At 66.1% G+C, this 19,293-nt stretch carries 19 protein-coding genes; 16 read left to right on the top strand and 3 right to left on the bottom strand.

What is annotated here, in order from left to right; all coding sequences use genetic code 11:
• Window positions 1–76 precede the first annotated feature (76 nt).
• The 10 genes from AEQU_RS05590 (at window position 77) to holA (ending at window position 9,457) form a co-directional block, all read left to right on the top strand.
• Window positions 77–871: a dihydroorotate dehydrogenase electron transfer subunit gene (locus tag AEQU_RS05590; protein WP_022739957.1), complete on the top strand. Its 795-nt coding sequence runs from the start codon at window positions 77–79 to the stop codon at window positions 869–871.
• A complete protein-coding gene (locus AEQU_RS05585) occupies window positions 871–1,803 on the top strand; it encodes a dihydroorotate dehydrogenase (protein WP_022739956.1) in 933 nt (310 codons plus the stop codon). The genes AEQU_RS05590 and AEQU_RS05585 overlap by 1 nt, the downstream gene beginning before the upstream one ends.
• Window positions 1,797–2,525 (top strand): orotidine-5'-phosphate decarboxylase, encoded by a 729-nt coding sequence (gene pyrF / locus AEQU_RS05580; RefSeq protein ID WP_022739955.1) that lies wholly within the window; start codon window positions 1,797–1,799, stop codon window positions 2,523–2,525. Before AEQU_RS05585 ends, pyrF begins: the two co-directional genes overlap by 7 nt.
• A 149-nt stretch (window positions 2,526–2,674) precedes the next feature.
• Window positions 2,675–2,986: an integration host factor, actinobacterial type gene (gene mihF / locus AEQU_RS05575; RefSeq protein ID WP_022739954.1), complete on the top strand. Its 312-nt coding sequence runs from the start codon at window positions 2,675–2,677 to the stop codon at window positions 2,984–2,986.
• Window positions 2,987–3,010: 24 nt separating this feature from the next.
• Complete coding sequence (gene gmk, locus AEQU_RS05570) at window positions 3,011–3,577, top strand: guanylate kinase (protein ID WP_022739953.1); 567 nt, start codon at window positions 3,011–3,013, stop codon at window positions 3,575–3,577.
• 15 nt (window positions 3,578–3,592) lie between these two features.
• A complete protein-coding gene (locus AEQU_RS05565) occupies window positions 3,593–3,853 on the top strand; it encodes a DNA-directed RNA polymerase subunit omega (RefSeq protein WP_022739952.1) in 261 nt (86 codons plus the stop codon).
• The gene (gene thiI / locus AEQU_RS05560; RefSeq protein WP_022739951.1) at window positions 3,854–5,071 is read left to right on the top strand and encodes a tRNA uracil 4-sulfurtransferase ThiI; all 1,218 of its coding nucleotides are present in this window, start codon (window positions 3,854–3,856) and stop codon (window positions 5,069–5,071) included. It begins immediately after the preceding gene.
• Window positions 5,072–5,328: 257 nt separating this feature from the next.
• Window positions 5,329–6,105, top strand: a complete 777-nt coding sequence (locus tag AEQU_RS05555) for a ComEA family DNA-binding protein (protein WP_022739950.1) — start codon at window positions 5,329–5,331, stop codon at window positions 6,103–6,105.
• A complete protein-coding gene (locus tag AEQU_RS05550; protein WP_051353398.1) occupies window positions 6,102–8,456 on the top strand; it encodes a ComEC/Rec2 family competence protein in 2,355 nt (784 codons plus the stop codon). Before AEQU_RS05555 ends, AEQU_RS05550 begins: the two co-directional genes overlap by 4 nt.
• A gap of 32 nt (window positions 8,457–8,488) precedes the next feature.
• Window positions 8,489–9,457 (top strand): DNA polymerase III subunit delta, encoded by a 969-nt coding sequence (gene holA / locus AEQU_RS05545; protein ID WP_041715133.1) that lies wholly within the window; start codon window positions 8,489–8,491, stop codon window positions 9,455–9,457.
• Here holA and AEQU_RS05540 read toward each other — a convergent pair.
• Window positions 9,454–10,596, bottom strand: coding sequence for an MBL fold metallo-hydrolase (locus AEQU_RS05540; RefSeq protein ID WP_022739947.1), 1,143 nt, complete (start codon window positions 10,594–10,596; stop codon window positions 9,454–9,456). The two genes, holA and AEQU_RS05540, sit on opposite strands and share 4 nt — an antisense overlap.
• A gap of 73 nt (window positions 10,597–10,669) precedes the next feature.
• On the bottom strand, window positions 10,670–11,194 hold the full coding sequence (gene rpsT, locus AEQU_RS05535; protein ID WP_022739946.1) for a 30S ribosomal protein S20: 525 nt from the start codon (window positions 11,192–11,194) through the stop codon (window positions 10,670–10,672).
• A 389-nt stretch (window positions 11,195–11,583) separates the two neighbouring features.
• Here rpsT and lepA point away from each other — a divergent pair, with 389 nt between their 5' ends.
• Window positions 11,584–13,389: a translation elongation factor 4 gene (gene lepA / locus AEQU_RS05530; RefSeq protein WP_022739944.1), complete on the top strand. Its 1,806-nt coding sequence runs from the start codon at window positions 11,584–11,586 to the stop codon at window positions 13,387–13,389.
• Between the two features lie 129 nt (window positions 13,390–13,518).
• Here lepA and AEQU_RS05525 read toward each other — a convergent pair whose 3' ends face one another.
• Window positions 13,519–14,166: a flavodoxin family protein gene (locus AEQU_RS05525; RefSeq protein WP_041714509.1), complete on the bottom strand. Its 648-nt coding sequence runs from the start codon at window positions 14,164–14,166 to the stop codon at window positions 13,519–13,521.
• Window positions 14,167–14,266: 100 nt separating this feature from the next.
• On the opposite strand from AEQU_RS05525, the gene AEQU_RS05520 reads away from it, so the two are divergent.
• From AEQU_RS05520 to dnaJ, 5 genes are all read left to right on the top strand, one after another.
• On the top strand, window positions 14,267–14,452 hold the full coding sequence (locus tag AEQU_RS05520; protein ID WP_022739942.1) for a hypothetical protein: 186 nt from the start codon (window positions 14,267–14,269) through the stop codon (window positions 14,450–14,452).
• Window positions 14,453–14,454: 2 nt separating this feature from the next.
• Window positions 14,455–15,426: a tRNA dihydrouridine synthase DusB gene (gene dusB, locus AEQU_RS05515; RefSeq protein ID WP_022739941.1), complete on the top strand. Its 972-nt coding sequence runs from the start codon at window positions 14,455–14,457 to the stop codon at window positions 15,424–15,426.
• Between the two features lie 231 nt (window positions 15,427–15,657).
• The gene (hemW, locus tag AEQU_RS05510; protein WP_022739940.1) at window positions 15,658–16,788 is read left to right on the top strand and encodes a radical SAM family heme chaperone HemW; all 1,131 of its coding nucleotides are present in this window, start codon (window positions 15,658–15,660) and stop codon (window positions 16,786–16,788) included.
• Window positions 16,789–17,071: 283 nt separating this feature from the next.
• Window positions 17,072–18,082, top strand: a complete 1,011-nt coding sequence (gene hrcA, locus AEQU_RS05505) for a heat-inducible transcriptional repressor HrcA (protein WP_022739939.1) — start codon at window positions 17,072–17,074, stop codon at window positions 18,080–18,082.
• A gap of 56 nt (window positions 18,083–18,138) precedes the next feature.
• Window positions 18,139–19,287, top strand: coding sequence for a molecular chaperone DnaJ (gene dnaJ / locus AEQU_RS05500; protein ID WP_022739938.1), 1,149 nt, complete (start codon window positions 18,139–18,141; stop codon window positions 19,285–19,287).
• Window positions 19,288–19,293 lie beyond the last annotated feature (6 nt).

Below are 19,293 nucleotides of genomic sequence, written 5' to 3'. Positions count from 1 at the left end.
GCGAATTCGATAACTAATATGCCATGCGTTAGAATATCATCAAATGCATTTTTCCGCTGACGCGACAGGAGAGCCTATGACGCTTTGCAACGAGAACGCGCCCATTCTGGTGAACGAGGAGATGGGGTGCAACATCTGGCTCATGACCGTGCGCGCGCCGGAAATCGCGACGACGGCGCGGCCGGGGCAGTTCGTGCACGTGAAGGTGCCGGGCATGGAGGCCCACATCCTGCGCCGCCCCTTCGGCGTGTACGCGGCCGATGCGGAGGCGGGCACGGTGGACATGATGTACCAGGTGCTCGGCTTCGGCACTGAGCACATGACAGAGCTCGCGGTCGGCGACGCTGTGGAGATGATCGGCCCCATCGGTCGCGGATGGCAGCCGCCCGAGGGCTGCAAGCGCGCGCTCATCGTGGCCGGCGGCGTGGGAAGCGCGCCGTTGTACCCCTTGGCCGAGGAGCTGACGGCGGCGGGCGTTGCCACCGACGCCATCCTCGGCGCCTCCACCATCGATGCGTTGGTGGCCCGCGAGCGCTACGGGGCCGTGCTCGGGTGCGAGCCTGCCTGCTCCACCGACGACGGCACCTACGGCCGCGCCGGCTTCTGCACGCCGCTTGTGGAAGAGGCCCTGGCGGCGGCCGCTGCGGAAGGCGCGCCCTACGACTACGTGGCCTGCTGCGGCCCGGAGCCCCTCATGAAGATCGTGGCCGGCATGGCGGATGCGGCCGGCGTGTTCTGCGAGGTGTCCATGGAGAGGCGCATGGCCTGCGGCGTGGGGGCCTGTCTGTCCTGCGTGGTCGATACGACGGCCGGCAAGCGCCGCGCCTGCGTGGACGGCCCGGTGTTCTGTGCGAGCGAGGTGGTGTGGTAATGCAGCGCAAACCGAAAGAGACGAGCGTCAACCTGTCCGTGAACCTCGGCGGCATGGCCATGAAGAACCCGGTCACCGTGGCCTCGGGCACCTTCGGCGCCGGCATGGAGTACCACGACTTCGTGGACGTGGCGGCCCTGGGCGCCGTCACCACCAAGGGCGTGTCTTTGAACGGCTGGGAGGGCAACGCGAGCCCCCGCATTGCCGAGACGGCTTCGGGCATGTTGAACTCCATCGGCCTTCAGAACCCCGGTGTGCAGCACTTGAAGGACATCGAGCTGCCGTGGCTCGCCGAGATCGGCGCCACGGCCATGGTGAACGTCTCCGGCCACAGCTTCGACGAGTACGTGGCTGTCATCGAGGCCTTGGAGGAAGCCCCCGTGGCCGCCTACGAGGTGAACATCTCGTGCCCCAACGTGGACGCCGGCGGCATGACCATGGGCTGCCATGTGCCCAGCGTGGAGAAGGTGGTGTCGCTCTGCCGCGCCGCTACGAAGCGCCCGCTCATCGTGAAGCTCACGCCGAACGTCACCGATATCACCGAGATCGCGAAGGCCGCCGAGGCCGCCGGAGCCGACGGCATCTCGCTCATCAACACGCTGCTCGGCATGGCCGTGGACGCCCGCACCCGCCGCCCGAAGCTGGCGCGCGTGGTGGGCGGCTACTCGGGACCGGCCGTGAAGCCCGTGGCCCTGCGCATGGTGTGGCAGGTAGCCCAGGCCGTTTCCGTGCCGGTGCTCGGCATGGGCGGCATATCCACCGGCGAGGACGCCGTGGAGTTCATGCTGGCCGGCGCCACCGCGGTGGCCGTGGGCACGGCGAACTTCGTCAATCCCACCGCCACCGTCGACGTCATCGACGGCATCATCGACTACTGCGAATCCCAGGGCGTCAAAGACGTCAACGAGCTGATAGGAGCCCTGCAATGCTAACCGCCTTCGATTCCATTCCTGCTCGCGACCGCGTCATCGTGGCGCTCGACTGCGACGCCTGGGAGGCCATAGCCCTTGCCGACAAGCTGGAGAGCCACGCGAAGTGGCTCAAGATCGGCATGACGCTGTACTACGCCGAGGGCCCGGCCATCGTGAAGATGTTCAAGCGCCGCGGTTTCAACGTGTTCCTCGACCTGAAGTTCCACGACATCCCGCACCAGGTGCAGGGCGCGGCGCGCTCGGCGGCGGCCAGCGGGGCCGACATGCTCACCATGCACACCGTGGGCGGCACCGCCATGATGGAGGCGGGCCAGCGCGGCGCCGAGGAGGGCGCGGCGGAGTACGGCGGGGACGTGCCGGCGACCCTCGGCATCACGGTGCTCACCTCCATGAGTCCCGAGGCGCTTGCGGCCACCGGCGTCGCCCGACCCCTGCCCGAACAGGTGGCGGCCCTCGCGGCCCAGGCCAAGGAGGCGGGCATCTCCGGCGTGGTGGCCTCGCCCCAGGAGGCGGCCGCCCTGCGCGAGATCTTGGGCCCCGACGCCTTCATCGTCACCCCCGGCGTGCGCCCGGCCGGCGCCGCCCTGGGAGACCAGAGCCGCGTGGCCACGCCCGCCCAGGCCTTCGCGAACGGAGCGTCACACATCGTGGTGGGCCGGCCCATCACTGAGGCGGACGATCCCGTGGCGGCCTTCGAGGCCATCGCCGCGGAATTGGAGTAGCTCCAAAGCGTTTTATCCCTGAATAAGGCCCGTGTATAGCCGATAATTGGGGAAAAATGCCGCATTTATTGATTCCGAGTAAATTAGGTGTTGATTCCTCATCAATGCGTGGTACTATGCCCTCAGCCCGAACTGGAAGGAGAACAGAAATGGCAATTCCCCAACTCAGCCCCGAGGCCCGCGCTGAAGCGCTTGAAAAGGCAAAGGCCGCACGCATCAAGCGGGCGGAGGTACGAGAAGAGCTGAAGACGGGCAAGCTCACCGTCGCTCAGGTTCTCGATATGCGCGACGACCCTGTCGTGGGCCGTATGAAGATTTCCACGCTCATCGAGACGCTGCCCGGGTACGGCAAGGCCAAGGCAGAGCGCATCATGAAGGAGCTGCAGATCGCCGAGAGCCGCCGCATCCGCGGTATCGGCGAGCGTCAGCGCGAGGCTCTGCTTGCGCGCCTGTCCAAGTAGAACGTCAACGTCACAAAGGAATTCATGAGACACGGAAACCTCTTCGTCGTAAGCGGTCCGTCCGGGACCGGCAAGGGAACTCTCATCGCGCGTCTTCTCGAGGAAGTGCCCGACGCTTGGTTGTCCGTCTCCGCCACCACAAGGCGCCCTCGTCCCGGTGAGGAGGAGGGCGTCAGCTATTACTTCCTCACGAAGGAGGAGTTCTTAAGCCTGGCGGAGGAGGGCGGGTTTCTGGAATGGGCCGAGTACTCCGGCAACTGCTACGGCACCCCGCGCGCCTCGGTGGAGCGCGAGATGGCGGCGGGACGCCAGGTCATCCTCGAGATCGAGGTTCAAGGGGCACTCCAGGTGCGCGAGAAGATGCCCGAGGCGCACCTCGTGTTCATCGAGCCCCCCTCGCTCGAGGAGCTGGAGCGGCGCCTGCGCGGGCGCGGCACCGAGACCGATGACGTGGTGGATATGCGCATGCGCACCGCTCTGGTGGAACTTTCCCAGAAAATGGAGTATGATTATCGGCTTGTGAACGACGATTTGGACGAGGCCACTCGCCAGCTCGTCGCTTACGTCAACGAAATCGCCGAGCAACAGTAAGAGGATATCCGCCCTATGAGCATTATCGAACCGAAGATCGACGTCCTGCTTGACCGCACCGACAACGACCGTTTTCTTCTGTGCGCGCTGGCTTCCAAGCGTGCGCACGACATCAACGACATGATGCGCGGCCAGCGCGATCGCGCCATCCAGCTGCAGACGGCCGTGGAAATCGCCCGTGCCGCCGATACGAAGCCCTTGTCCATGGCCTTCAACGAGATCGCCCGTGGCGAGGTTTCGTACGATCCTGAGTCGATCGACGTGAAAAACCACTAAATGGAAGAGTTCCAGAGAATCATTCTCGTGCATTATCACGAGATCGGGCTCAAGGGACGCAACCGCGGAGTATTCGAGAAGCGCCTTCAGAAGAACCTGGAGGCGCTTCTTGGCGCGTATCCCGTTGTCACCATCCACCGCATCTCCGGGCGCCTGCTCGTCTTCTTGCGGGAGGGAACCACGCTTGAGGTAGCGAACCAGTGCACCGATGCCATTCTGGGCGTGCCCGGCGTGGCCCGCGCATCCTGTGGCTTCAAGTGCGATCTGGACATCAAGGTCATGGGGCGCGCCGCTTGCATCGCCCTGGCCGAGGCGGAGCCCTTCTCCACCTTCAAGGTGTCCGCGCGGCGCAACCACACGGTGTTCCCCATCGACTCCATGCAGATGAACCGAGACATCGGGGAGGTGCTCTGCGAGCGGTTCCCCGAGAAGCGGGTGCAGATGAAGGGCCAGGACGTCACCGTGGGCGTCGAGGCCGTGGAGGGCACCGCCTACGTGTACGCGCGGTCCGTCCGCGGGATCGGCGGCCTGCCCGTGGGTTCGTCGGGCAAGGTGGTGTGCCTTCTGTCCTCGGGCATCGACTCGCCCGTGGCCACCTGGCGCATGGCTCGCCGCGGGGCCGTGCCCATCGGCGTGCACTTCTCGGGACGCCCCCAGACCTCCGACGCCTCGGAGTACCTCGTGGACGACATCGCGCACGTGCTCGAGCGCACCGGCTGCATCGGGCGCGTCTACGTGGTGCCCTTCGGCGACTACCAACGCGAGATATCTCTCTCCTGCCCACCCTCTCTGCGGGTCATCCTGTACCGGCGCCTCATGTTCTGCGTGGCCGAGGAGCTTGCGCGGCGGGAAGGGGCCGGAGCGCTGGTGACCGGGGAGAGCCTAGGGCAGGTGGCCTCGCAGACCCTCGACAACATCCGCGCCACGAACGACGCGGTAGAACTGCCGGTGTTGCGGCCGCTCATTGGCTCGGACAAGCTGGAGATCATCGAGGCGGCCCAGGAGCTGGGCACCTTCGAGATCTCGTCCATGGACGCGCCGGACTGCTGCACGCTGTTCATGCCGCGCAACCCCGAGACCCACGCGAAACTGGAGGCGGTGCGCGAGGCCGAGGTCGCTTTCCCTGTGGAGGAATGGGTGACCGCCCTCGCCGATGCGGCCGAGCCCCATGACTACGCCTGCCCGGCCTACAAGCCGCCCAGCAAATCCCGACGATAGAGAGCTTCGGATTTCCGTGTCTCAATCGCGCTTCTCCGTAGGGGGCGACCTTGGTCGCCCCTTTTTTGTCACGCGCCTCTGTTCCACTCGCGAGGACAGACCAAGGTCTGTCCCTACGGATGGTACCAAGGGATGAGGATTGGGACAGAGGCGGGACGCGACCACGGTCGGCGCGGGGAACGGATCGAGACATTCCCGCGTCATAAATACGGTCGTGTGCTCGTATCCTTTTTTCAATTCGGGAGAAGGAGGAGATCATGGCCTTTCAAGATCGTGCGGAATCGCTCGCGGAGAGATTGCATCTGGGTCGCGTGCCCCGGTCGGTCTTCGTCGCTGTGGCATTGGCGCTGGTGCTCATGATCGTACTCGCAGGGTACGCCTTCTGCGCTTCGCTCGGCGGCGGATTCGAGGTGAGGGCGCAGGATGCGGCCTCGGCGAGCGTATCGGGGGACGCTGGCAACGAAGCGGTGCAAGCCGTCGAAGGCGAGGAGGGTGACGCCGAGAAGGCCGCGTCGGGCCAAAGCGTCGAGAACGTGGTGCTCCCCTCGAGCGGCGATGAGACGGGGCAGCTTTGCATTCACGTTGACGGGTGCGTGGCATCGCCCGGCGTCTACTATCTGCCCGCAGGCAGCCGGGTGATCGATGCGGTGACGGCGGCCGGCGGCGCCACCGAAAAGGCGCGGACCGATGCGGTGAACTTGGCCCAGGAGCTGCAGGACGGCCAGCAGATCGTCATCCCCTCCCGCAGCGAGAGCCAGGCGACTCCCTCCGATGGGGGCGCCGTGGCAGCTTCCGGCGGCGCGCAGGGCTCTGGGGAAGGCGCGTCCTCCTCAGGGGCTGACGGGATGGTCAACATCAACACGGCCACGGCCGAGGAATTCGAAACGCTCAAGGGCATCGGCGCGGCGACGGCGGAGAAGATCGTGGCCGACCGCGAGGCGAACGGGCCGTTTTCGTCCATCGACGATTTGACGCGGGTCTCCGGCATCGGCGAGAAGAAGCTCGCGGCTATGCGGGATCGGCTCTGCCTGTGACGGGCGATCTCGACAGCAGGCCGCCGCGCCCCTTTCTGCCGCCCTTGCTGGTGGCAGGGCTCGTCCTGTGGGCTGCAACGGCGCTGATTTGGCCGACCCTGCGCCTTGCGCCCACCGCGGCCCTTCCCGTACTGGGGATGCTTGCGCTGGGCGCTGCCGTGTGGCTGGCATCCCATGCCTTGCGCGCGGCCCGAGGCGGCGGTTTCTCGCTCGGCGCTCTGGCGGTGCTCTCCCTCGCCGCTGCCGTGGCTCTCTGCTCCTTTTGGTGCGGCGCTCTTCGCGGCTCTATGGCCTACGCAGAGGCGCAGGGAGGCGATTCGGCGCCGGCGACCTGGCACGCCGAGCTCACCGAGGATGCCCGTCGCGGAGATTTCGGATGGCACGCCGAGGCGCGGCTTCGTGGCGCAGATGGCCGCGTGCTACGGATGCGGCTTAACCTGCCCGAGGATGCGGCGCTGCTGCAAGGGCAGTCTATGACGGTATCCGGAACGCTCAAGCCGCCCGCAGAGGCAGTGGCAGCATACTACTGGGACGCCGGGCTGGCCGGCTCTCTCACCGCGAGCGAAAGCGCGTTTGTCTCGGAAGAAGCAGCGCTCGATAGCGGCCCCTTTGTCCATCTGCGGCGATGCGCCCTGGATCTCATCGCCGCGTGCGGGGGAGACAATGCGCCACTTCTACAGGCTCTTGTGTGCGGTTGGCGGCCGGCCATCGAGGAATCGGGGCTCTACGATTGCTTCAAGGCCGTGGGGCTGGCCCATCTCGTGGCGGTATCGGGGGCGCACCTCTCCATTGTGGTTCTGTTCGTTGCGGGAGGATTGAAGCTGCTGCGGCTCGGCCGCAAAGCGACGACGGTGGCCAGCGCCCTGTTTCTTGTCGGCTACGTCGCCTTCACCGGGATGCCGGTATCGGCACTGCGGGCGGCGGTCATGGCCGCGACGGGACTGTTCGCGCTCTGGGCCAACCGCCGTAATTCGGCGCTCAGCGCGTTGGGGCTGTGCCTTCTGCTTTTCGTGGGGGCGGATCCAGCCTGCGCCCTTTCGGCCTCCTTCGCCTTGTCGGCGGGATCCACCCTGGGAATCGTTCTATTCGCACCGCTGCTGTCCTCGGCCTTCGCGGGGCTCCCTCGATTGAAGAAGGTCGTGGGCGATCCTCTCGCCCTCACCGGCTCCTCGGCCCTGGCGACGCAGCCCTATGCGGCGGCGCTCTTCTCTCAACTGCCGCTCCTGTCGCCGTTGGCCAACCTGGTAGCGGGGCCGCTGTTTTCCTTGGCGTGCCTCGTCGGGTTCGTCGCCGTACTGCTCGCATGCCTTGCCCCCGCTGCGGCACCGGGGCTCATCGGCGCAGCGGCCCTGGCATGCGTCCCGCTCTCGGCCGTCGTTAACGCCCTCGCTTCGCTGCAGGGCTCCTGCGTGCCCATCGATGCCGCGCCTCTGGCGGCGGCCGTGCTTTCCGGCGCACTCTGCATCGGGTTGTGGGCCTGGTGGCCGCGAGTGAGCATCGGGGGGCTGTCGGGGACGGCGGCCGCGGCCGTTTTGGCGCTTTTCGTGCTGCGCCTTCCCCTCGGCATGCCCACCGATGCCATCGTCATGCTGGACGTGGGCCAGGGGGACGCGTTTCTCGTGCGAAGCGGCGCGAGCGCGCTGCTCATCGACACCGGCAACCAGGATTCCCTGCTCAAGGCCGCCCTGGCGCGCCAGCGAGTGGGCCGCCTCGACGCTGTGGCCGTCACCCACAGCGACGACGACCACTGCGGATCGCTTTCCGTGCTCGGGGATGTGGCTCCCGCATCGGCGCTGCTGGTGCCCGAGGGACTTCCCGACTGCTCTTGCAAAGCATGCTCGGAGCTCATGGCCGCAGCGCGGACAGAGGGACTCGCCGACGCCCTCGTCGAGCTGTCGCCGGGCGATACGGTGCGCTGCGGCAAATTCTCGATAACGGTGCTCTGGCCCGAGCGATTGGCCGACGGCGGCGGCAACGCCGACAGCCTCTGCCTGCTCGCCGCCTGGGACGGCGATGGCGACGGGGCAGCGAAGTGGACGGCCCTGTTCACCGGCGATGCCGAGGCCGAGCAGCTGGATCAGCTGACCAACAAGCTGCCCGCAAGCGGGGTGGAGGTGCTGAAGGTGGGCCACCACGGCTCGAAAAAGAGCCTCGATGCTTCTTTGGCGGAGCTCCTGTCTCCCAAGGTGGCGCTCATCGGCGTCGGCGAGGCCAATCGCTACGGTCACCCTTCGCAAAACACGCTGGACTTCCTTGAGAAAACCGGGTGCGCCACCTACTGCAGCGACGAGTCGGGAGATGTGGTCGTGGCGTTTTCCGAAGATACGCTCACGGTCTCCACCCAAAGGTAGGGGATGCAGTAGCGATGGGGTACAATGAGGCCATGAGCGACAGCCAACATACCGATCTCCTTCCCGCCTATTTGGCCGTGGGCGAGGACGCCCTCAAGCGCGAGGCGGTCATCGCCCGCCTCAAGGCGCGCTTGGCCACGATGGGCGATTTGTCTTTCAACTCCGACGAGTTCGATGGGGAGGTGGCCGAGGGCGCCGCCATCGCAGCCGCCTGCAACACCATGCCCTTCGCAAGTCCCGTGCGCCTCGTCTACGTGCGCAACGCCGACAAGCTGAAAAAGGCCGACGCCGAGGAGCTCGTCAACTACCTCAAGGCTCCCAGCGCCACCACGGTGCTCGCCTGCGAGGCGGAGAAGCTCGCTAAGAACACGCGGCTGTACAAGGCGCTCGCCGCCGCGGGCCCCAAGGCCGTCATCGACTGCGCCCCGCCCAAGAGTTGGGAGCTGCCCAAGCGCGTCCGTGCCATGGCTTGCACCCACGGCATCACGCTTACCGAGGGAGCGGCCTCGGCTCTGGTGGAGCTCGTGGGCGAGAACACCGTGCACCTTGACAACGAGCTGAAGAAGATCGCCCTGGCTCACGGCACGGCCGATGGGGTGGGGGAGCGCGAGGTGCGCGCGCTCGTGGCCCGCACCTCCGAGGTGAAGCCATGGGATTTCACGGCGGCCTTCGCCGAGCGCAACCTCGGTAAATGCCTCGCCCTCAGAGCGAAGATGGAGAGCACCTCGCCCCATGTGCTCATCGCCCTGTGCACCACGCGCCTTCGCGAGCTCATGGCGGCCCAGTCAATGGCCCGTCGCGGCAACCCGCGCGGCCTCGCCAAAGCCCTCGGCGCGCCCGACTGGCGCGTGAAGAACCACGGCGCGTGGGCGCGCCAATGGCGTCCCGAGGAGCTGCGCCGGGCGCTCGCCTCCTCCCGCGACGCCGAGCAGGCCATGAAGAGCGGCAGCGATCCCGATGAGGTCTTCTACCGCTGGCTCGTGGAAACCCTCAAGCGCTAGCTAGCCGCCCCCGGCGCCAAGGCCAGGTTCTTGCGGTCGTAGGGCATGCGGAAGTAGTACTCGTGGCCGCAGATGCCCTGCAACACGCGGCCCTCGCGCACGAGGTAGATGAGGTGCGCCAGCGTCTCGCCCATGGAGAAGTACTTCTGATCGAGCGGCCAGCTCTTCCAATCGGGGTAGCGCCACGTGGCATGCTGGGAAATCTGAACAATGTCGTCGTGGCCGCCGGCCACCAGCTCGTAGATCTCCTCCAGGCGCTTGTGGTGGTGCTCGATGAGGAAGTCGACCCGCTCGCGCATGCCGGTGAACGGCTTGCCGTGGGCCGGGAGCACCAGGTCCACATCGTAGCCGCCTACCTTCTCGAGGCTCTCAAGAAACTCCGCCAAGGCGTTGTAGGCCGGAAACCACGAGGAAACCGACGGTGTGATGCGCTCCAGCACATGATCGCCCGAGAGGAGGATTTTGTGCGCCGCCTCGTAGAGGCAGATGTGCCAAGGGTCGTGGCCCGGCGTCTCGATCACCTCGAACTCGAACTCGCCGACCTTGAGGCAGTCGCCGTTGGCCAGATAAGTCATGACCGGATAGGTGGAAAGTGGCAGAAGCTCCGCCGACACGTGCAGCCGCGGCCCCTTCTCGTCGAAGGTCAGGTCGCGCTGCTGCTCCAAGGTGGCCGCCTGCAAGAGCAGCGGGCCGTAGACATTGTCCTCTATCTCCATGAGGTTCTTCACCTCCTGGAACGAGTGAAGGTTCGCGAGCACCGGCATGCCCTCGCGCCAAATGCGGTCGAGGTTGCCCGTGTGATCGGGGTGCGAATGGGTGAGCACCACTTGCACCTTGTCCCAAGAGCGGCCGAGGGCGGCCAGGGCGTCGTCGAGCGCCTGCTCGCAGTCAGGGTGGTTGAAACCCACGTCCACGATGGTGGTGGTGCCGTCGTCGTCCAGAATGAAGTAGGAGTTGAGGGCGCGCAGCGGATTGTGGGGAAGGGGCACGCGCACCAGGTAGAGATTGGGGTAGATGAGCACCGGCTTGCCGAAATCGGCATTGCGGGCCGTCTCCGCCGCCAGCACCGCGCCCTCGTCGGGCGTAATGCGCCCACGCTCGCGGCACGGCGCGTCTTTTCGTTCGAGCTTCTCGTCCATGATAGCTCCGTTCCTGGAAGAAAAAGCGCCGCCCCGAAGGAGCGGCGCCATGAATCGCGGCAAATCGCGCAGGCTACTCGGCGGCCTCCTCGGCCGAAGCCTCCTCAGCCTCGGCGGCAGCGGCCTCAGCCTCGGCCTTGGCGGCCTCCTCGGCCTCCTTGGCCTTGCGCTCGGCGGCCTTCTTCTCCTCCTTCAGCTGCTTCTCGCGGCGCTTCGCCTTCTCCTCGGAAGCGGCGGCCATGGCGGCCTTGCGGGCGGCCTTGGCCTCGGCCTTCTTGGAGCCGGTCTTCTGCGGCTTCGGCGCCGGCTTCTCGTAGGCGGCGATATCCTCGGCGGTCACCACGGTGTTGGCCAGGCGCATGATGCCGCTCTTGCGGTTGGCGGCCTGGTTCTTGTGGATGACGCCCTTGGAGGCGGCCTTGTCCATCAGGCGGCAGGCCTCGCAGGCGAAGGCGTAGGCGTCCTTGCCGTTGCCCTCGGCCACGGCGTCCTTGACGTGACGGACGGCGGTCTTCAGCTCGCTCTTGACGGCGCGGTTGCGCATGCGGCGCTTCTCGTTGGTGATGATGCGCTTCTTCTGGGACTTGATGTTAGCCATGAATGCTAGCCCTTTCTGATTCGGTCGTTTCCCATCTTCGGTGGTATCCAACGACACGAACGCGCGGCGGTATACCCCGCTGCGGGCCATCGTGCGGATCGGAAAGCGGCGGGATTTCTCCGCTTCCTCAGCCCCGAGGCCGAATGCCTCGGAAAGCCGCCAGCAACCGTAATCTTAAAGCGCAGCCACGTCTGCAGATTTGGCGGTGGAATCACCGCGTGCACGTATCGCTGGATACACAATGCGGTAGAATACCAAAGATTCCCGTGAGCGCGGCGAAGAAAGTGGTCTTGCGGCCCCGAATCTTCGCGAGACGCACACATTGGGAGGGGAGAGGGGCCTCGCGGGCCCGCTCGCCCGGTAAGACCGCCGCCGATAAGAAAGACATTATGACCCACGAGCTTTCCCATATCCGCAACTTCTCGATCATCGCGCACATCGACCACGGCAAGTCGACGCTCTCGGACCGCATCCTGGAGCTCACGGGCACGGTGGCCAAGCGCGACATGCAGGCCCAGCTGCTCGACTCCATGGACATCGAGCGCGAGCGCGGCATCACCATCAAGAGCCAGGCCGTGCGCGTGAGCTACACCGCCGACGACGGCGAGACCTACCAGCTGAACCTCATCGACACGCCGGGCCACGTGGACTTCACCTACGAGGTCTCCCGCAGCCTGGCCGCCTGCGACGGAGCCGTGCTCGTGGTGGACGCCACCCAGGGCGTGGAGGCGCAGACCGTGGCCAACGCGATGCTCGCCATGAACGCCGATTTGGAGATCATCCCGCTCATCAACAAGATCGACCTGCCGGCCGCAGAGCCCGAGCGCGTGAAGGCCGAGATCGAGGACGGCCTGGCCATTCCCGCCGACGACGCGGTGCTCGCCTCGGGCAAGACCGGCGAGGGTGTCCACGATCTTCTTGAAGCCGTGGTCTACAACATCCCGGCCCCCGAGGGCGACGGCGCGGCCCCCTTGCGCGCCCTCATCTTCGACAGCTACTTCGACGCCTACCGCGGCGTGGTGGCCCTCATCCGCGTGGTCGACGGTCGCATCAAGAAGGGCGACAAGATCCGCATGATGGCCACGGGCACGGAGACGCTCGTAGAAGAGGTGGGCGCTCGGCACCCCCAGGAAGTGCCCGAGGAGGCGCTCTACGTGGGCGAGGTGGGCTATCTCGTCACGGGCCTCAAGGATGTGAGCCAGGTGAAGGTGGGCGACACGATCACCGTGGCCGACGGCGGCGTGAACGATCCGCTTCCCGGCTACCGCGAGGCGAAGCCCATGGTGTTCACGGGCCTGTTTCCCATCGACGGCGACCAGTACGAGCCCTTGAAGGAGGCGCTGGAGAAGCTGTCGCTGAACGACCCGGCGCTCGTGTGGGAGCCCGAGACCTCCCATGCCCTCGGCTTCGGCTTCCGCGTGGGCTTCCTGGGCCTTCTGCACATGGAGGTCATCAAGGAGCGGCTCGAGCGCGAGTTCGGGCTGGATCTTCTGGCCACGGCGCCCTCGGTGGAGTACCACGTGTACCTCAAGGGCGGCGAGATGGTGTCTTTGCACTCGCCCCAGGAGATGCCCGATCCCGGCTCCATCGATCACGTGGAAGAGCCCTACCTGAAGGCGAAGATCCTCATCCCGCCCGACTACGTGGGCGCCGTGATGGATCTGGCCGTGGGCCGGCGCGGCAACTTCGTCACCATGAACTACCTCTCTCAGACCACCGTCGAAATGCTCTGGGAGATCCCTCTGTCCGAGCTCATCCTGGACTTCTTCGACAAGCTGAAGTCGAACACGAAGGGCTACGCGTCCCTCGACTACGAGATGGACGGCTACAAGCCCTCGCAGCTCGTGAAGCTGGACATCCTGCTTTCGGGCAAGCCCATCGACGCGCTGTCGTTCATCGTGCACAAGGACAAGGCCTACGACCGCGGGCGCGTGCTCTGCGACAAGCTGAAGGAGATCATCCCGCGCCAGATGTTCGAGGTGCCCATCCAGGCGGCCATCGGTGGCCGGGTGCTCGCGCGCCAGACCGTGAAGGCCAAGCGCAAGGACGTGCTCGCCAAGTGCTACGGCGGCGATATCACCCGCAAACGCAAGCTTCTGGAGAAGCAGAAGGCCGGCAAGAAGCGCATGAAGGCCATCGGCAACGTGGAGGTGCCCCAAGAGGCCTTCATGGCGATCCTGAAGGTGGACGAGTAGGAGCTGCCTCTCTGCCGGGATATTCTCCGTAGGGGCTGACCTTGGTCAGCCCTCTTCACGTATGAGTACCTCACTTGATGAGGGGCGACCAAGGTCGCCCCTCTACGGGTTGCGTGCGGTGCAAGAGGGCTATTCGCCCAGCAGATCCTCGCGTACCACGTTGGTCATGACTTTGGGCTCCATCTCCGGCGCATTAATGCCCGCGGCGCGGCCGGCCTCGATGCACTTGAGCATCCAGGCCATGTTACGGCCCAGCACGCGCATGGTGTGCAAGCCCTCGCCGTCGCCTTCCGCCTCGCCGGGGGTGCGTCCGTAGGCGAGGTTCCAGTAGGAGCTGGAGACGAGGGGCTGGCAGTTGATCTGGAAGTACTTGTTGATCTGGTCGGCCGCCTCGATGGCCCCGGCCCGCCGCGCCACGGCGATGCCGGCGGCGGGCTTGAAGCGGAAGTTCGCCCCGCCGGCGTAGAACATGCGGTCCATGAGCGCCCGCAGCGATCCGGCCATGCCGGCGTAGTACACCGGCGACCCCACGATGAAGCCGTCGCACTCGGCGCCCTTGGCGATGAGATCGTTGCAGCAGTCCTCTCCGAACACGCAGCGCTTCTCGCCGGTCTTGCCGCAAATGCCGCAGGCGATGCACCCGCGGATTTCCTTGTTGCCGATCCAGACAAGCTCGGTCTCCACGCCCTCGGCCTGAAGGGCGGCCGCAGCCTCCTCCAGCGCCCGGCTCGTGTTGCCCTTCCAGCGCGGGCTCCCGTTGATGAGCAGTACCTTCACGATCGTCTCCTCTTCTTGTGATCTCGACGCGTCCTCGGCGCGCATCCATTAAACTATGCTCATTCTACACCGTTAAACGCAGCAGTCGAAAGAAGCACCGATGAGCAGGGAACCAAAAGAAGACTACGATTGGATCAACGATCCCTTCGACGAGAAGAAGATCGCCGAGGAGCGGGAGCGCATGGGCATGAGCGGCACGTCCAAGACCTTCGTGGGCATCGGCTGCCTTCTGTTCGTGCTGGGCTTCATCGTGCTCATCGGGCTTTTGCTGTTCGGGATTCTTTAGTCGTGGAAGGGCTCTTCGGGAAATACCGGGTGCTGCTCGCGCCCATGGCCGGCGTGTCCGACATCGCCTTCCGCACCTTGTGCCGCGAGGCCGGGGCGGATATGGCCTTCACGGAGATGGTCTCGGCCAAGGGGCTCTCCTTCGCCAACGAGAAGACGCGCCACTTGCTGGCCCTGGCCGACGGCGAGTCCCAGGTGGCCGTGCAGCTGTTCGGCCACGAGCCGGACGTCATGGCCTCCCAGGCCGCCTGGATCGAGCAGGAGATGGGGGAGGGACTGGCCTATCTGGACATCAACATGGGATGTCCCGCCCGCAAGATCGTGTCGAAGGGGGACGGCTCGGCGCTCATGAAGGATCCCGCGCTGGCCGCCTCCATCGTGCGGGCCGTGAAGAGGGCCGTGGAGCATCCGGTCACGGTGAAGTTCCGGCGGGGCTGGGCGGAAGGCGACGAGACGGCGCCCGCTTTCGCGTGCCTCATGGAAGAGGCCGGAGCCGACGGGGTCACGGTGCACGGGCGGTTCGCCGAGCAGCTGTACCGGGGAAGTGCCGACTGGGGCGTCATCGGGCGCGTGCGCGAGGCGGTGTCCGTGCCCGTCGTGGGCAACGGCGACATCCGCAGCGGTGCCGATGCCGTGCGCATGGCGGCCGAGACCGGCTGCGACGCGGTGATGATCGCCCGGGGCGCCGAGGGCAACCCGTGGCTGTTCTCCCAGGTGCAGGCCGCACTTGTCGGGGAGGCGGAACCTGCACCGCCTACGGTTGAGGAACGTATCGCCATGGCGCGTCGCCATGCGGAGCTGCTCACCCATCGCGAGGGGCGCAATATCGTGCGCATGCGCAAGCACGCCATGTGGTACATGGCGGGGCTGCCCGGCGCCGCCGCTGCCCGCGGGCGCATCAACTACTGCACGACCCTGGCCGACTTCGATGCAGTGTTCGACGAGCTTTTGGAGATTGCCCGGGAGCATTCGTGATTTGTCCGTCTCGCACCAATATCGCTCCGATTTCCTGCTGTCCATCTCGCATCAGGGTTGTCCGTCCAACGCTAGGAGGCATCGCAATTCGCTCAGACAGTCCTCGCTGGTATCGAAGGCGCCATGGTCAGTCTTTCCGCGCATCGCTGCGCCTTCGATACCATCTGCGGAACTCGCTCGGTTGCAATGCCTCCTAGCGTCGGACTACTCGGTCGGAAAGAGAGGACCCTCATGGCTTACAATCCCTATAAGGCACTCTACCTGCACATTCCGTTCTGCGTGAGACGGTGCGGGTACTGCGATTTCGCCACTTCGGCGGTGGAGCGGGACTCGCCGATTATCGACGAGTACGTGGAATCGCTCGTGATGGATATCCGCCGGGCCTCGAGGGAGGGAAAGCTCGGGGCCATCGAGACGGTGTATCTGGGCGGGGGGACGCCGAGCCATATCGGGATGGGGCGGCTTTCGATGCTCCTTTATGCGCTATCGATGTCAATGCATCTTGAGCCTGAAATCGAGTGCACCATGGAGGCGAACCCCGAAAGTCTCACGGCACCCATGGTGCGGGATATTTGGGCGCTCGGGGTGAACCGGCTTTCCATCGGGGTGCAGTCCTTCGACGATGAGGTGCTGCGCATCCTGGGCCGCGCCCACGACGCCGAGGCTGCCCGGGCGGCGGTGCGCGCGGCCCAGGAGCGCTTCAAGAACGTATCGGTGGATCTGATGTGCGGCATTCCCGGGCAGAGCGCTGAGTCCTTCGCGGAAAGCGTGCGGGAGGCGGTGGCGCTCGGCGCGAACCATGTGTCGGTGTACCCGCTGACCATCGAGCCGCACACCCCCTTCGATGCCGCTATCATGCGGGGAGAGATGCCCGAGCCCGACGAGGACGTGGAAGCAGCGGCCATGGAAGAGGCGCGACTCATCCTCGAGGACGCGGGTTTTCACCGCTACGAGGTGGCGAGCTACGCGAGGCCCGGCTTCGAGAGCCGCCACAACACCGCCTACTGGACGGGGAAGCCCTACCTGGGGCTGGGGCGCTCGGCCGTCACCATGACCCAGAACGCCGAGCGTCGCATGCGGGTGCAGGACGGACAGGTGGTGGACGATCTGGACGCGCGGCAGATGGCCGCCGAGGACCTCATGCTAGGCATGCGCATGGCCCGCGGCGTCTCCGACGAGCACCTGTCCCGGGCGGCGGCGATTATCGACGGCGATGCGGCGAGCAGCTCGGTCCTCGTCGCCTTCGACGAGCTGTCCGACCTGGGCCTCGTCGAACACGCGGACGGCCGTTGGCGCCCCACCGACGCCGGCTGGCTCTGCGGCAACGAGCTCTACGGCCGCCTCCTCGACCTTGCCCCGTAAGCCAACCCATCATCCCTGCTTCGCATACCACCACCTTCGTAGGGGGCGACCTTGGTCGCCCCTCTTCAACGCCGAAAATCTTTCTTGCTCGGGAGGGCGGCGCAAGCACCGCCCCTACGGAATCGCTCCCGAAGGGCCGCCTTCCACCTGTGCTTGTGTGTCGCTTGCGTCGAGATGGGCGCTTCCATTAGCACTCTCGCCTTGCGGTTGCTAAAATGGCGTCAACAACGGAAGGTTCCGCGCCCGGCGCGCGGGACGGTACGGGAAGGCGAGAGGAGCGGATATGCTGTCGGAGCGACGCCAGAGAGTGCTGCGCGCGCTGATCGAGGACTACATCGAGTACGCGCTGCCCGTCGGTTCGCGCACCCTGACCGAGCGGCACCGCCTAGGCGTGAGCCCCGCCACGGTGCGCAACGACCTCTCTGCCCTGGAAGACGCCGGCTTCATCCAGCAGCCGCACACCTCAGCCGGGCGCGTGCCCACCGACGCCGGTTACCGCACCTTCGTCGACGAGCTGCTCTCGTCGGGATTGGCCGAGGAGGAGCGCCCACACCAGGCCATGGTCGACGAGCTGCGCGCCTCGGCCTCGGAGCTGGACGCGCTCATGGAGCGCACCTCGGCGGCCCTCGCGCGGCTCACCAACTGCCTGTCCATTGTCATGGCGCCCTCGGTGCTCGCGGGCCGCATTCGCCAGATCACGCTGGTGTCGCTTTCGTCCTGGCAGGCCATCGTCATCGTGGTGGCCGAGGACGGCCAGGTGGTCAACCGCACGGTCACCTTCGCCGACGAGGTCTCCGCCGACGAGCTGGCAAGTGCCCAGAACCTGCTGAACCGGGTGCTCGCCGGACACTCGGCCCGCGACGTGCGCCGCTCCATGGACGCCGGCACGGTGGAGGCCCTCAGCGACCCGCTCGTGCAGCTCATCATCGACGAGGTCATAGAATGCTTGGGCGAGTCCGAAAGCGCTCGCGCCCACAGCCTTGGCGTCTCGGCGCTTCTGCGCCAGCCGGAGTTCAGCGATTCGAAGGCCCTGCTGCCGGTCATAGAAGTGCTGGAGGACGACCGCGTGCTGCTGAGCACCTTCGACGAGGCCGCCGCGGAAGGGGGCCCGGTCATGGTGCGCATCGGGCACGAGAACCCCGCCTCGGAGCTGGCCGGCGTCTCCATCGTGGCCTGCCCCTACGGTCGCGGCGAGTCCGAGGGCGTCGTCGCCGTCATCGGTCCCACCCGCATGAACTACGAGCGCGCCATCCGCGCCGTCCGCGCCGCCCAGTGCGCGCTGCACGGCGAGTAGCCGCGCGTTACCAAGAACACAGAAGAGCGAACGAAGAAAGGCAAGATTCACCTATCATGGCCGCAACTAAGGACCTCTACGAAATCCTCGGCGTCTCCCGCGACGCCTCCGAAGCCGAGATCAAGAAAGCATTTCGCCACAGGGCGCGGGAGCTGCACCCGGACGTGAACAAGGCACCGGATGCCGAAGACCAGTTCAAGGAGCTGAACGAGGCCTACGACGTGCTGTCCGACCCCCAGAAGAAGGCCCAGTACGACCGCTTTGGCACGATTCCCGGCGCGGCGAGCGGCGGCGGCCCCTACGGCGGCGTCGGCATCGATTTCGAGGACCTGTTCGGTGGCGGCTTCGGCGGCATGGGCGACATCTTCTCCACCTTCTTCGGCGGCGCGGCCGCAGGCGGACGCCAGGTGCGCAAGGACGGCCGCGACATGGGCGTGGGCATCCGCATCACGCTGAAAGAGGCGGCGACCGGCGAGAAGAAGGAGATCGTTTACGACCGCCTGGCGCCGTGCCCCGATTGCGACGGCACGGGTCTGGGCGAGGACGGCAAGGAAGTGACCTGCGAGGAGTGCCACGGCACCGGGCGCGTCGTCACCGTGCAGCACACCTTCTTGGGCGACATGCAATCGGCGAGCACCTGTCCCGCCTGCCACGGCACCGGCACGGTCATCGACAACCCGTGTCCCGAGTGCGAGGGTCAGGGCCGCGTGCCCGACCGCCAGCGCGTCTCGGTGGAGATTCCCAAGGGCATTCGCGACGGCCAGCAGCTGCGCATCCACGGCTTCGGCGAGGCGGGCATGCAGGGTGCGCCGGCCGGCGACCTCATCGTCACCGTGCGCATCGCCCCCGACGAGTTCTTCGAGCGCGACGGCGACAACCTGCACTGCAAGCTCGTGGTTCCCATGGTGCAGGCGGCGCTCGGCGCCGATATCGAAATCGACGGCATCTACGAGGACGAGAAGGTCACGGTTGCCATCCCCGAGGGCTGCCAGAACGACCAGATCGTGCGCGTGAAGAGCTTCGGCATGCCGCGCCTGAAAAGCGATGCCCGTGGCGACTTGTTCGCGCATATCGCCGTGGAGGTGCCGAGGAAGCTCTCCAAGCGCGAGCGTGAACTTCTGGAAGAGCTGGCGGCGGAGATGGGCGAGGACGTGAACGAGGAGAAGCGTTCGCCCTTGCAGAAGCTCCGCGACATTTTCGAATAAGGCCGC

It is taken from the genome of Adlercreutzia equolifaciens DSM 19450 (assembly GCF_000478885.1).
Lineage (GTDB): Bacteria > Actinomycetota > Coriobacteriia > Coriobacteriales > Eggerthellaceae > Adlercreutzia > Adlercreutzia equolifaciens.
This window is presented reverse-complemented; position numbering and strand designations above follow the sequence as displayed.